This is a genomic window from Duganella aceris (genome assembly GCF_011090165.1).
GTDB lineage: Bacteria > Pseudomonadota > Gammaproteobacteria > Burkholderiales > Burkholderiaceae_D > Rugamonas > Rugamonas aceris.
The window spans coordinates 779,321-792,775 of sequence record NZ_JAADJT010000001.1; the positions used below are offsets into that span (position 1 = coordinate 779,321).

The 13,455-nt window shown below is 64.1% G+C and carries 14 protein-coding genes; 9 read left to right on the top strand and 5 right to left on the bottom strand.

Annotation, left to right across the window (positions count from 1 at the left end):
* Nucleotides 1-31: 31 nt before the first annotated feature.
* The 3 genes from GW587_RS03415 to GW587_RS03425 are packed head-to-tail and all read right to left on the bottom strand — an operon-like array spanning nt 32 to nt 1,799.
* Nucleotides 32-454, bottom strand: coding sequence for a PaaI family thioesterase (locus GW587_RS03415; protein ID WP_166098500.1), 423 nt, complete (start codon nt 452-454; stop codon nt 32-34).
* Between the two features lie 59 nt (nt 455-513).
* Nucleotides 514-1,218 carry an anti-sigma factor gene (locus GW587_RS03420; protein WP_166098502.1) on the bottom strand — a complete coding sequence of 235 codons (705 nt, stop codon included), beginning with the start codon at nt 1,216-1,218 and terminating at the stop codon, nt 514-516.
* The gene (locus GW587_RS03425; protein ID WP_166098505.1) at nt 1,215-1,799 is read right to left on the bottom strand and encodes a sigma-70 family RNA polymerase sigma factor; all 585 of its coding nucleotides are present in this window, start codon (nt 1,797-1,799) and stop codon (nt 1,215-1,217) included. The genes GW587_RS03420 and GW587_RS03425 overlap by 4 nt, the downstream gene beginning before the upstream one ends.
* A 104-nt stretch (nt 1,800-1,903) precedes the next feature.
* On the opposite strand from GW587_RS03425, the gene GW587_RS03430 reads away from it, so the two are divergent.
* The 5 genes from GW587_RS03430 (at nt 1,904) to GW587_RS03450 (ending at nt 8,140) form a co-directional block, all read left to right on the top strand.
* Entirely contained in the window at nt 1,904-3,916 is a 2,013-nt protein-coding gene (locus tag GW587_RS03430) for a TonB-dependent receptor (protein ID WP_166098507.1), read from the top strand.
* Between the two features lie 95 nt (nt 3,917-4,011).
* Nucleotides 4,012-5,538 carry a DUF4331 domain-containing protein gene (locus GW587_RS03435; RefSeq protein WP_166098510.1) on the top strand — a complete coding sequence of 509 codons (1,527 nt, stop codon included), beginning with the start codon at nt 4,012-4,014 and terminating at the stop codon, nt 5,536-5,538.
* Complete coding sequence (locus GW587_RS03440; protein ID WP_229259266.1) at nt 5,535-5,792, top strand: hypothetical protein; 258 nt, start codon at nt 5,535-5,537, stop codon at nt 5,790-5,792. The genes GW587_RS03435 and GW587_RS03440 overlap by 4 nt, the downstream gene beginning before the upstream one ends.
* A 51-nt stretch (nt 5,793-5,843) precedes the next feature.
* The gene (locus tag GW587_RS03445) at nt 5,844-7,007 is read left to right on the top strand and encodes a tetratricopeptide repeat protein (protein ID WP_166098511.1); all 1,164 of its coding nucleotides are present in this window, start codon (nt 5,844-5,846) and stop codon (nt 7,005-7,007) included.
* Nucleotides 7,004-8,140, top strand: coding sequence for a HupE/UreJ family protein (locus tag GW587_RS03450; protein WP_166098514.1), 1,137 nt, complete (start codon nt 7,004-7,006; stop codon nt 8,138-8,140). The genes GW587_RS03445 and GW587_RS03450 overlap by 4 nt, the downstream gene beginning before the upstream one ends.
* Here the strand turns inward: GW587_RS03450 and GW587_RS03455 are convergent.
* Nucleotides 8,098-8,760, bottom strand: coding sequence for a uracil-DNA glycosylase (locus GW587_RS03455; protein ID WP_166098516.1), 663 nt, complete (start codon nt 8,758-8,760; stop codon nt 8,098-8,100). The two genes, GW587_RS03450 and GW587_RS03455, sit on opposite strands and share 43 nt — an antisense overlap.
* A gap of 198 nt (nt 8,761-8,958) precedes the next feature.
* Between GW587_RS03455 and GW587_RS03460 the strand changes: the two genes are divergently transcribed.
* The 4 genes from GW587_RS03460 to GW587_RS03475 all read left to right on the top strand — a co-directional run bounded on the left by GW587_RS03460 (nt 8,959) and on the right by GW587_RS03475 (nt 12,424).
* Nucleotides 8,959-10,374, top strand: coding sequence for a glycoside hydrolase family 88/105 protein (locus GW587_RS03460; protein ID WP_166098518.1), 1,416 nt, complete (start codon nt 8,959-8,961; stop codon nt 10,372-10,374).
* A 16-nt stretch (nt 10,375-10,390) separates the two neighbouring features.
* Entirely contained in the window at nt 10,391-11,608 is a 1,218-nt protein-coding gene (locus GW587_RS03465; RefSeq protein ID WP_166098521.1) for a DUF4861 family protein, read from the top strand.
* A gap of 243 nt (nt 11,609-11,851) precedes the next feature.
* Entirely contained in the window at nt 11,852-12,130 is a 279-nt protein-coding gene (locus GW587_RS03470) for a type II toxin-antitoxin system RelE/ParE family toxin (RefSeq protein ID WP_166099134.1), read from the top strand.
* Between the two features lie 18 nt (nt 12,131-12,148).
* Nucleotides 12,149-12,424: a HigA family addiction module antitoxin gene (locus GW587_RS03475; RefSeq protein ID WP_166099137.1), complete on the top strand. Its 276-nt coding sequence runs from the start codon at nt 12,149-12,151 to the stop codon at nt 12,422-12,424.
* Between the two features lie 39 nt (nt 12,425-12,463).
* On the opposite strand, the gene lipA is transcribed toward GW587_RS03475, so the two are convergent.
* Nucleotides 12,464-13,450 (bottom strand): lipoyl synthase, encoded by a 987-nt coding sequence (gene lipA, locus GW587_RS03480; protein ID WP_166098523.1) that lies wholly within the window; start codon nt 13,448-13,450, stop codon nt 12,464-12,466.
* Nucleotides 13,451-13,455 lie beyond the last annotated feature (5 nt).

Sequence of the window (13,455 nt, forward strand, 5' to 3'; positions counted from 1 at the left end):
ATTTATCAGATCGGGGTAAAGAGCCGGTATTTTACTTGGGAAATAAAATCATTTGGGTGCATCTGAACAACGCTATTGTTTTGCCAGTGGCTTTGTTGGTCACGGTCGCATCCCACACCTGCGTGGTGCGGCCCAGATGCACGACTTTGGCGGTCGCCACCACCACGCCTTCGCGCGCGGTGCCGAGGTGATTCGATTTCAATTCGATAGTGGTGAAGTTCTGCGCGCCGTCCGGCAGGTGCGAGAAGCAGGCGTAGCCGCAGGCGGTGTCGGCCAGCGTCACCACGCTACCGGCGTGCAGGAAGCCGTTCGGCGCCAGGTGGTTGCCGGTGACGGCGAACTCCGCCACCACCTCGCCTTCCTTGACGGAAGTGATGACGATGCCCAGATGGTCCGGCAAGGTGCCCTTGCCGAATTCGTTGAAATATTCCGGCGTGAATTTGCTGGCGTCCATGTATGCTCTTTCGCGGATGAGGGCAGTGCCCGACATCCGCGATGATAGCAATTTTCACACTACATTACGCGGACCCAATTGCCTTTGTACAGGATCGGACCGGTGGGGCCGTTCGGATTCGGCGAGCCGCCCTTCGGTTCCAGCGTCACCGCCAGCACCGCCACATCGTCGCCGATGGCGGCGGCCGTCAGCGCCAGCTTGACCTCGCCGCGATCCGACAACAGGCCCAGCGAACGCGGATTGCCCTGCTTCGGCACCGCCCACAGTTCCAGCGACTTGTCGCCCGCCACCGGCGCCGCGCCGACCGCGCGCACCGTCATCGTCTTGCGGCTGCTGTCGCCGGTCAGCACCAGCGCGGTCTGCGCCTTCTCGTCGACCAGCGTGGCGACGTAGTCGAGCTGCGGCGCCTCCAGCGTACGGGTGGCGATCACCACCACCAGCAGGGCCGCGACAGCGGTCGACACCACGCCCAGCGAACGCCAGAAGTCGACCGATTCGTTGCGCCAGAACTGCCAGGCAGGGTAGATGCGCGGCAGGTTGAGGCGGCGCTCGATGCCGGCCCAGACCTGCTTGCGCGGATGCTGCGCGGTGGCGAATTCGGCCAGCGGCGTCAGCCGGTCCTGCCATTCGACGGTGGTGCGGCGCAGCGCCGCGTCGTTGTGCAGATAGCCCTCGAAGCGGCGGCGCGCGCCGCCCTTCAAGGTGCCCAGCACGTATTCGGCGGCCAGCTTTTCGCGCAGCGGAGCGTTGTCGCGGATGTTCATGCGCGCTCTCCCTTCGCCAGGCAGGTCTTCAGCCGTTCCAGGCTGCGCCGGATCCAGGTCTTGACCGTGCCGATCGGCAGCGCCATCTGCGCCGCCACTTCGCTGTGCGACAGGTCGTGGAAGAACGCCAGGCCGATCACCTGCCGGTGCAGGCCTTCCAGCGCCGACATGCAATACGCCAGGGCTTTCGCGTCGCTACTCATTTGCAAGGCCTCGATGGGCGTCTTGCCAGGATCTTGCAACGCATTGATCACCTCACTATCAAACTGCTCGCCGTCGATTTCGGCATTCACATCGCTGCGGCGCAAGAGATCGAAAGCCTTGTTGCGCACGATGGTGGTCATCCACGTCATCGGTGCGGCCAAATGGCTTTGATATGTGCCGGCGTTGTTCCAGATCGCGACGAAACTTTCCTGCATCACCTCTTCGGCCAGTTCGCGCTTGATCAATATACGCAGCGCGAAGCCAAACAGTTTCGCCGAAGTAGCATCGTAGAGGGAACGAAATGCCACGGCGTCGCGGTTTGCGGCACCTTGCAGCCATATGCGTAGCTGCTGGGGATCGAGAGTGTGGTCGGTCACTGCGCGCCTTCGAATAATGAGGAGATAAGAAAAATACCACAGTTTGAATCCGCCAACGATGATGTCCCGTACAAGCTTCACAAGACAACAACAGTGGAGACGGGATGAACACCATGCATTTCACGGCGGCGCTGATGGCGCTGCTCGCCAGCGAAGCGGCGCGCGCCACCGACGACACCACGGTGGTGGCCAGCGTGGTCGTCGCCGGCCATTACGACAACGCGGTCGGCACCTCGGACGCCGCCAGCCAGGGCACGGTGATGGCGGACCTGATCGCCAACCGCCCGGCGCTGCGCACCGGCGAGCTGCTCGAATTCGTGCCCGGCATGATCGTCACCCAGCACAGCGGCGACGGCAAGGCCAACCAATACTTCCTGCGCGGCTTCAACCTGGACCACGGCACCGACTTCGCCACCTACGTCGATGCCATGCCGGTGAATATGCGCACCAACGCCCACGGCCAGGGCTATTCCGACCTGAACTTCCTGATTCCAGAGCTGGTGCAGCGCATCGACTATAAAAAAGGCAGTTACTTCGCCGACGAGGGCGATTTCTCCTCGGCCGGAGCGGCCCACATCCGCCTGGGCGACAACCTGGCGCAGGGCACGGCCAGCCTGACCCTGGGCGGCTACGGCTACCAGCGCGGCGTGGTGGCAGATTCGGTCGCGGCCGCCGGCGGCACGCTGTTGTACGGGCTGGAGGTCAGCCGCAACAACGGCCCGTGGGATACGCCGGAACGGGTGCGCAAGTACAGCGGCACGCTGCGCTACAGCAGCGGCGACGCGCAACAGGGCTACAGCGTCACCGCGATGGCCTACCGCAACCGCTGGAACGCCACCGACCAGGTGCCGTTGCGCGCGGTGGAGCAGGGCCTGACCGGCCGCTACGGCGGCATCGACGCCAGCGACGGCGGCGACACTTCGCGCAGCAGCCTGTCGTGGGCCATGCACCGCCGCGCCGACGATAGCATCACCGAAGCCTCGGCCTATATCGTGCGCTCCAGCCTGGATTTGTTCAGCAACTTCACTTATCTGCTCAACGATCCGGTCAACGGCGACCAGTTCCAGCAAGCGGAAAAGCGCACCATGGCCGGCTTCAACGCCAGCCAGACCTGGCTGAGCCGCATCGCCGGCCTCGACATGCGCAACAAGTTCGGTCTGCAGACCCGCTACGACCATATCTCACCGATCGGCCTGTACGCGACACGCGAGCGGCAACGCCTCGCCACCGTGCGCGAGGACCGCGTCAACGAGGGCAGCGCCGGCCTGTACTGGGAAAACACCAGCTACTGGCGGCCCGACCTGCGCAGCATCGTCGGCCTGCGCTACGACGCCTACCGTTTCGACGTCAACGACGACAAAACCGACGCGCATAAGGTGTCGCCCAAGCTGTCGCTGATCTTCGGTCCGTGGGCCAGGACCGAATACTTCGTCAACTACGGGCGCGGCTTCCACAGCAACGACGCGCGCGGCGTCACCGGCCCTGGCTCGGCTGGCGCCACGCCGCTGGTGGGCACGCGCGGCGCCGAACTGGGCGTGCGCAGCGAATGGCTGCCCGGCCTGCAAAGCTCGCTGTCGCTGTGGCGACTGGATATCGATTCGGAGCTGGTCTACGCCGGCGACAGCGGCCAGACCGAGGCCAGCCGGCCCAGCCGCCGCAGCGGCGTCGAATGGAGCAACCACTACATCGCCGCGCCGTGGCTGCTGTTCGATCTCGACCTGTCGGCCTCGCGCGCGCGTTACCGCGAACACGACGCGGTGGGCGACCATGTGCCCGAGGCATTGGACAAGGTGGCTTCGTTCGGCATGACGGTCAAGGATATCGGCCGCTGGTTCGGCGGCTTCGAGCTGCGCTACTTCGGCCAGCGCCCGCTGATCGAGGACAACAGCGTGCGCTCGGCGTCGACCACGCTGGCCTACGGCCGCATCGGCTATCGCATCGATCGCAGCACCCGCGTGACGCTCGACGGTTTCAACCTGTTCAACCGCCGCGCCAGCGACATTGATTACTACTACGCATCGCGGCTACCGGGCGAGCCGGCTGAGGGGGTCGAGGATCGCCATTTCCATCCGGTCGAGCCGCGCACGCTGCGGCTGACGTTGACGAAAAATTTTTAAAAATTAATATTATTTAATTTGAATCCGGTTTCAAGCGTGCGCCGTATATCTCCGTGCAGTTCCAGGAAGATCAACCAATAAAGGGGAGATTCAAGATGCAAACTTTAGTGAAGCATGCGCTCAGCATAGCCGTACTGGGCACCCTGGCCGGCGCGCTCGCGCCGGCGGCGCTGGCCTCCAGCCACCGTGAAGCGCCGTTTCTGACGCAAAGTCCGAAGGTCGACGGTACCGATTTCTATATGTTCCGCAGTTACGAAACCGGCCGCGCCAATTTTGTCACCATGATCGCCGACTACGTGCCCTTGCAGGATCCGGGCGCGGGGCCGAACTACTTCGAAATGGACCCGAACGCGTTGTACGAGATCCACATCGACAACAACGGCGACGCCAAGGAGGACCTGACCTTCCAGTTCCGCTTCAGTAACACCAACAAGGACACCAAGCTGACCGTCGGCGGCAAAGCCGTCTCGATCCCGCTGGTGATCAACGGCGGTCCGATCGCCGGCGCCAACGCGGCCGGCGCCAACGTGCGTGAAACCTACACCGTCAGCGTGGTGCGCGGCGACCGCCGCACCGGCACCAAGGCCTCGGTCACCAACGCCGCCGACGGGTCCACCACTTTCGACAAGCCGCTCGACAATATCGGCAACAAGTCGATCCCGAACTACACCGCGTATGCCGCGGCCCACGTCTATAACGTCAACATCCCCGGCTGCAGCACGCCGGCGCGCATGTTCGTCGGCCAGCGCAAGGATCCGTTCGTGGTCAACCTGGGCGAAACCTTCGACCTGGTCAACATCAAGGCGCCGGCCACCGAATTCGCGGCCAACGCCGAGAAGGCGGCCAAGGATGACCTGGCGCTGAAGAACGTGACCTCGATCGAAGTCGAAGTGGCGGCGTCGTGCCTGACCGCCTCCACCGGCACCGATCCGGTGATCGGCGGCTGGACCACGGCCAGCGTGCGCCAGGCCCGTTTGCTGAATCCGACGCCGAACAGCAGTTCGCCGTCGAAAGAGGGCGGCGCCTGGACCCAGGTCTCGCGTCTCGGCGCGCCGCTGGTGAACGAAGTCGTCATCGGCTTGAAGGACAAGGACACCTTCAACTCCAGCAAGCCTTCGGGCGATGCGCAGTTCGCCGACTATGTCACCAATCCGACCTTGCCGGCCTTGATTGAAATCCTGTACGGCAGCGCCGGCGCCAAGGCGCCGACCAACTTCCCGCGCGCGGATCTGGTGGCGGCCTTCCTGACCGGCGTCAAGGGTCTGAACCAGCCGACCACCGTGACCGCCTCCGAAATGCTGCGCTTGAACACCACCACTCCGGCGGTGGCGATGGGCGCGCAGAACCGGCTCGGCGTGATCGGCGGCGACAACGCCGGCTTCCCGAACGGCCGTCGCCCCGGCGACGACGTGGTCGATATCGCGCTGCGCGTGGTGATGGGCAAGCTGTGCACGCTGAGCCTGGGCTGCGTCCCGGCCGACGCACCGGCCGGCGCGCTGCACTTCACCGACGGCGCCTATTTGGACGACAGCTTCTTCAACAACAGCTTCCCTTACCTGAAGACGCCGATCGCCGGCTCGCCGCAAACCGTGACCGCGCAAGGCGGCAGGGGCGCGCCATGAAAACCATCCTGACCATGACAGCGCTGGCAGCCGCGCTGACGCTGGCGGGATGCGGCGGCAGCCATCACCATGACGACACCACGACGCCGACCACGCCGACCACGCCTACGCCTCCGGTCAGCATGGTGGACGCCTTCTTCACCGCCGTCATGAACATCATCGGCGACGGCAAGGAGACCACCACCGAACCGGTGGCGACCGACACCGTCGTCGCCACCAAGCCGGATGACACGGAACCGGTAGTGCTGAAGTAAGCACGCGGGGCGGACCACCAGGTCCGCCCCTTTCGTCGTTTTGAGGCCATCATGAAAACGATTTATACGATATTACTGTTTGCCGCAGCCGCTGCGGCGCAGGCATCGCCCTATATTCCCTCCAGCGGCACCCAAGTGGTCGAGACGCTGCCGCGCCGCGGCGATCCGGTACAGCAGGAACTGCGCCGCCTGCGCAGCCAGCTCGACGCCGATCCCAACGACCTGGCGCTGGCGGCCACGCTGGCGCAGCGCTACATCGCGCTGGGGCGCAGCGAAACCGATCCGCGCTACCTGGGCTACGCGCAGGCCGCGCTGACGCCGTGGTGGAACAAAGCGTCGCCGCCGCCGCAAGTGCGGCTGCTGCGCGCCACGCTGCTGCAAAGCACCCACCAATTCAATCCCGCGCTGGACGACCTGAAGGCGGTGCTCGCCGCCGATCCGACCAACGCGCAAGCCTGGCTGACGCAAGCCACGGTGCAGACGGTGCAGGGCGACTACAGCAGCGCCACCGCCAGCTGCGCGCGTCTTTCCAGGTTGTCGACGCAACTGACGACCATCACCTGCGTCGCCAACATCGGCACGGTCACGGGCCGCGCCCTGAAGAGCGAACAGCTATTGGACCTGACGCTGGAGCGCAGCGCCAACGCACCTGCCGACATGCAGCTATGGTCGCTGACGCTGCTGGCCGAAATGGCGCAGCGCCGCGACGACCATGTGCTCGCCGAAGCCCGCTACAAGCGCGCATTGGCGCTGGCGCCGCGCGACAGCTACCTGCTCGGCGCCTACGCCGACTTCCTGCTGGAGCGGCAGCGTCCGCGCGAAGTGCTGGCGATGCTGAACGACCAGACCCGCATCGACGCGCTGCTGCTGCGCCGCGCGCTGGCGTTGCAGCAGACGAACGACCAGCGCGCGCTGGCGGCCGACATCAAGGAGCTGGCCGCCCGCTTCGACGCCGCCATGCAGCGCGGCGACACCGTACATCAGCGCGAGCAGGCCCGCTTTGAACTGAAGCTGCGGCGCGATCCCGCCACCGCGCTGACGCTGGCGCAAAAAAACTGGGCGGTGCAAAAAGAGCCGGCCGACATCCGCATCTATCTGGAAGCCGCGCTGCAAGCACGCGACGGCGCCAAACCTGTGCTGGACTGGGTCGCCGCCAACCACACCGAGGACGCCGCCGCCGCGCGGCTGATCGCCCGACTGAAGACAGGAACATGATGCGACGCTTGCTCTTACTCCTCGCGCTGCTATGCGGCGCGGTGCCGTCTGCGCTGGCGCACAAGCCCAGCGACAGCTACCTGTCGCTGGACGTGAAGGGCAACGCCATCAGCGGCCAATGGGACATCGCGCTGCGCGATCTGGATTTCGCCATCGGTCTCGATCAGGACGGCGACGGCAAGCTGACCTGGGACGAGATCCGCCAGCGCCACGTGGCGATCGCCGCCTATGCGCTGGGACGCCTGAGCCTGTCCTCCGACCGGGGCGTCTGCCGCATTGACGCCGGCGAGCAGATGATCGACGACCACACCGACGGCGCCTACAGCGTGCTGCGCTTCCGCGTCGCCTGCCCGGCGCCGGTGGCGGCGCTGACTATCGACTACAGCCTGTTCGCCGATCTCGATCCGCAGCACAAGGGCTTGCTGCGGCTGACGCGCGACGGCGTAACTTCCACCGCCATCTTCGATCCAGCACACGCGCGGCAAACGCTGTCGCTGACGGCGCCGGACCGCTGGAAGCAGTTCCGCGACTACGTCAAGGACGGCGTGTGGCACATCTGGATCGGCTACGACCATATCCTGTTCCTGCTGTCGCTGCTGCTGCCGGCGGTGCTGCTGGCCGCGCCGTCGAACAATCTGCGCGGCGCCTTCATCGACGTGCTGAAGGTGGTGACCGCCTTCACGCTGGCGCACTCGCTGACCTTGACCTTGGCCAGCCTGTCGCTGATTTCGCTGCCGTCGCGTTTTGTCGAATCGGCGATCGCCGCCTCGGTGATCCTCGCCGCCGTCAACAATATCTACCCGCTGTTTCGCGGCCGGCGGCCGGTGGCGGCGTTTGTGTTCGGGCTGATCCACGGCTTCGGCTTCGCCAGCGTGCTGATCGACCTCGGGCTGCCGAAGGGATCGCTGCTGGCCAGCCTGCTGGGCTTCAACCTCGGCGTCGAGATCGGCCAGTTGTGCATCGTCGCGGCCTTCCTGCCGCTGGCGTTCTGGTTGCGCGACACGTGGTTCTACCGCCGCCTGCTGACGGGCGGCTCGGCGCTGATCGCGCTGGTGGCGGTGGTGTGGTTCGTCGAACGCGCGTTCGACATTCAGGCCCAGACGATGGGCGCCTGGGCGTTCGCGGCCAAGTAGTCGTTCGCGCGCGAGAAGGGTTTGCTGCCGAAAAAGCCCTTGTGCGCCGAAAACGGCGACGGGTGCGGCGAGGTGATCACCAGATGTTTGCGGCCATCGATCAGCGCCTTCTTGGCGATCGCATAGCTGCCCCACAGGATGAAGACGACGCGCTCGCGCTGCTCGGACAGATGGCGGATCGCGCTGTCGGTGAAGGTTTCCCAACCTTTATTGGCATGCGAGCCGGCCTCGCGGGCGCGCACGGTCAGTACACTGTTCAGCAAAAACACGCCCTGTTGCGCCCAGTCGGAGAGGTCGGTCTGGCGGCGCTCGACGCCCAGGTCGTTGTGCAGTTCCTGGAAGATGTTTTGCAGGCTGGGCTGCGGCCGGTTGCCGTCGGGCACAGAGAAACAGAAACCCATCGCCGCGCCGGGCGTGTGATACGGATCCTGGCCGAGGATGACCACCTTGACCTCATCGAACGGCGTCAGGTCGAAGGCGCGGAAGATGTTCTTGCCGGCCGGGCAGCACTGGTTCGCCGCATACTCCGCGCGCACGAAAGCCGTCAACGCCTCCCAGTACGGTTGCTCGAACTCTCCCTGCAAGCGCGCCTTCCACGACGGCTCGATACGCACAGTCATCAACACTCCTGTCCAGATCACGTCAACAACTGGAGATAGTCGGCCAGAACGCGGCCGGCGGTCAACAGTTTCGGGGGACGGAACAATTGGGGCGCATCTGAAGTGGCTAGTCCACCTTGCTTATCTGGCCGGACCAATTTAGAATGGTCTGACCAGTTTAGGCAGCATCCCCCAACAAAAAAGCGCCAACGGAGACAAATGAAGACCATCCCCCACTTGCTGGCCGGCCTGACCGCCTGCGCCTTGCTCATCAGCAACGCCGCCGCCCAGGTGCCCCAAGGCCCCTACCGCAACCCAGACAACAAAAGCCAGGACGACGCCGGCGAGGGCACCTATCCGGTTCCATACAAGATGCCGGTGGCGGCGGAGATCACCGAACAGCTGAACCGCATCCGCGGCTACATGGACAGCGTCACCCCGACCCGCATCGTCAGCAAGAAAACCGGCGCGCCGATCACCGATCTGAGCAAACCGGTGGCGGACGCCATCATGGAACCGGCCAATGGCGACTTCGGCATCATGGTCTACGAAATGGGCGTGGTGCATGCCGGCCTGATCAAGGCGGCCGAAGTCACCGGCGACAAGCGCTTCACCGCCATGACCGAGCGCCACCTGAACTTCTTCAAGGAGACGCAGCCCTACTTCCGCGCCCAGGAAGACCAGTTCCACCTGGAACGCGCCAACAGCTTCGCCCGCTTCCTCGACCCGCGCTCGCTCGACGACAGCGGCTCGATGTGCGCCGCGCTGATGCGCGCCCGCCAGGCCAGGATCGGCCCCGACCTGTCCGGCATGATCGCCACCTGCAGCGACTGGGTCGCCAATAAGCAATTCCGCCTGGCCGACGGCACCATGGCGCGCAAGCGTCCGCAAGCGGTGTCGCTGTGGGCCGACGACATGTACATGAGCATCCCGGCGCTGGCCGAGATGGGCCGCAGCACCGGACAGCGCAAATATTTCGACGACGCCGTCAACAACGTGCTCACCATGAGCAAGCGCATGTTCAACCCGCAGCTGGGCATCTACACCCACGGCTGGCACGCCAACGCCACCGACATCCCGCGCTTCTACTGGGCGCGCGCCAACGCCTGGGCGGTGCTGTCGATGAGCGACCTGCTCGATGTGCTGCCGAAGAACCATCCCGGCTATCCGAAAGTGCTGGCGCAACTGCGCGCCTCGCTCAAGGGTGTCGCCGAACTGCAATCGGGCAGCGGCCTGTGGCACCAGATGATCGACCGTAACGACTCCTACCTGGAGACCTCGGCCAGCGCCATCTTCACCTACACCATCGCGCACGCGGTCAACCAGGGCTGGGTCTCGCCGACCACCTACGGTTCGGTCGCGCAGGCCGGCTGGGCCGGTCTGTCGACCCGCATCAACGCACAGGGTCAGGTCGAAGGCACTTGCGTCGGCACCACGCTGGCGGGCGACCAGGTCTACTACTACAACCGGCCGACCAGCCCGCACGCGCTGCACGGCTACGGCCCGACGCTGCTGGCCGGCGCCGAGATCATCAAGCTGATCAGCAATCCGGCCTTCAAGGTCGAGTACAAGGTGCGCACCTATCATTACCAGCCGAAGGACGGCGCGCAAACCGATTACCGCGAACATCACTAAGCACGGGAGCATGACCATGACCAAGCACTACAAGTTAATGCCGGCCGCGCTCGCCATGCTGGCGATCTCGCAAGCCTACGCCGCCAACCTGACCGTCACGCTGAGCAACGACCTGCCGGGCGCGCGGCCATCGGAGACCATCACCATTCCGTGGACCGAGGTGAACAAGGCGCTGCCGGGCGCGCTGGTGCAGAAGATCGCCGTGAAGGATGGCAGCGGGCGCGTGATTCCGCACCAAGTGACCAATGTCGCGCCGCAGGCCAAGGATCCGAAGAACATCGGCGCCGCTTACGGCGACCTGATCTTCCAGCACAGTTTCGCCGCCGGCGAGAAGTCGGCCACCATCACGGTCGAGAAGATCGAGACGCTGGCGCCGGTGTTCCCGACGCAGGCGTTCGCGCGCTACGTGCCGGAGCGGCTGGACGACTTCGCGTGGGAGAACGACAAGATCGCCCACCGCACCTACGGCCCGGCGCTGGCCGCGCCGGACACTGCGGGCGTGGGCAAGGAAGTGCTGGTCACCAGCGGCCTGGATTTGTGGTTCAAGCGCGTGCCGTATCCGATCGTCGACCGCTGGTACAACAAGGGCCACGACCACTATCACCACGACGAGGGTGAGGGCATGGACATGTACAACGTCGGCAAATCGCGCGGCGCGGGCGGCACCGGGGTGTGGACAGATGGGAAGTTGTACACAGGCGCCAACTATGCGGGCTGGAACGTGATCGCCAACGGCCCGATCCGCGCCATCTTCGAGCTGCGTTATACCGACTGGGACGCGGCCGGCACCAAAGTGTCCGAGGTCAAGCGCTTCACCGTCGACGCCGGGCACTACCTGGATCAGATGGACAGCACCTTCACCTTCAGCGGCCCGGCGTCGCTGACGGTGGCCGTGGGCCTGAACAAGAAGCCCGAGGACAAGAACCAGGACGCCAAGATCGCCGTCAACCGCGACGAGAAATCGAAGGCGCTGACGCAGTGGGTCGAGCAGAAGAGCAACGACGCCTTCGGCACCGCCGTGATCGTGCCGGGCTCCGGCGCATTCGGCGCCGACGAGTTCAACGAGCTGGCGATGGCCAAGGTGACGTCGGGCCAGCCGCTGCGCTACTACGTCGGCGGCGCCTGGAGCCGCGCCGGCGAGATCACCAGCAAAGCCCAATGGGAAAGCTACGTCGCCGACGCCGCGCTGCGCGCGCGGCATCCGGTCAAGGTGGAGCTGAAAGCCCAACCTTAAGCTCCAAGTTTTCATTCCAAATCCCCCACCGGCGCGAGTGCTTGTGGGGGATTTTTTGTTTTCGCACCGCGCCAATTTCCAGCCCAGCAGCAATCTCCACAAGCGCTTAGTTTGCTCGCCAACAATTCGCCCGGACTCGAGTGATGCATGCTGACGACAGCGCACATCGTGTGCGTCGTGGAGGTAATAGCCGTAGACGCTTCACTTCAAATGAATGGAGTATCGATCCAAGATACTATAATTATGATAAAGAGCTTCCGGCACAAAGGGCTACAACGTTTCTTCGAGACCGGCAGCAAAGCAGGTATTCAAGCTGCTCACGCCCCCAGGTTGCTACTGCAACTGGCGGCGCTGCATCGGGCGGCAAGGCCGGAAGATCTATTGGTGGCATCTTGGTCATTGCACCAATTGAAAGGTGATCTAAAAGGGCATTGGGCTATGACCGTCAACGGAAATTGGCGAGTGATTTTCACCTTTGATGGTACTGACGTTGTTCTTGTCGACTATCGCGACTACCACTGAAATTTATGGAATTCCAATATCATGCGCATGCACAATCCGCCGCACCCCGGAGCGGTACTAAGAGAGTATCTGGGAGACCTGACCGTGACGGAAGTAGCTACACGCATTGGTGTTAACCGCGCCACACTCCAGCGCATCTTGAACGGCGCTTCCGGGATCTCTCCCGACATGGCGTACCGCCTTGGCTCCGCCTTCGGCACCAGCCCAGAATTGTGGGCAGGCATGCAGCTGCAATACGACCTGTATCACGCTGGAAAAATCAAGCGCCCGAAGATTGAGCGTATCGCGGCGTAGGCTTGAAAGAAAAATCCCGGCTCGAAGCCGGGATTCTGATTAGCCTGCCGCCAGCACGTTATGTGCTTGCTCGTCCGCGTGGTACGAGCTGCGCACCATGGCGCCGACCGCCGCATGCTTGAAGCCCATCTTGTAAGCTTCTTCCTCGAACATCTTGAACACGTCCGGATGCACGTAGCGGCGCACCGGCAGGTGGCTGTTCGACGGCGCCAGGTATTGGCCGATGGTCAGCATGTCGATGTCGTGCTCGCGCATGTCGCGCATCACTTGCAGGATCTCTTCGTCGGTCTCGCCCAGGCCGACCATGATGCCGGACTTGGTCTTCACGCTCGGATACAGCGCCTTGAAATCCTTCAGCAGCTTCAACGAGTGCATGTAGTCCGAACCCGGACGCGCTTCCTTGTACAGGCGCGGCGCGGTTTCCAGGTTGTGGTTCATCACGTCCGGCAGGCCGTCGGCGAAGATCGCCAGCGCTTTGTCCAGGCGGCCGCGGAAGTCCGGCACCAGCACTTCGATCTGCGTCTTCGGCGACAGCGCGCGGGTGTTCTGGATGCACTCGACGAAGTGCTGCGCACCGCCGTCGCGCAGGTCGTCGCGGTCCACCGAGGTGATCACAACGTAGCTCAGGCGCAGCTTGGCGATGGTGTGCGACAGATTGGTCGGCTCGTCCTTGTCCAGCGGATCCGGCCGGCCGTGGCCGACGTCGCAGAACGGGCAGCGGCGGGTGCACTTGTCGCCCATGATCATGAAGGTCGCGGTGCCCTTGCCGAAGCATTCGCCGATGTTCGGGCAGCTCGCTTCTTCGCACACGGTCACCAGCTTGTTCTCGCGCAGGATTTCCTTGATCTCGTAGAAACGCGTGTTCGGCGAACCAGCCTTGACGCGGATCCAGTCCGGCTTTTTCAGGCGCTCGACCTGCTCGATCGGCACGATCTTGATCGGAATGCGCGAGGTCTTGCTGGCGCCTTTTTGCTTTTCGCTCGGGTTGTAGGCCGGGGCAACGCTGGTGATGGTTTCAGAAGTCATGTTGG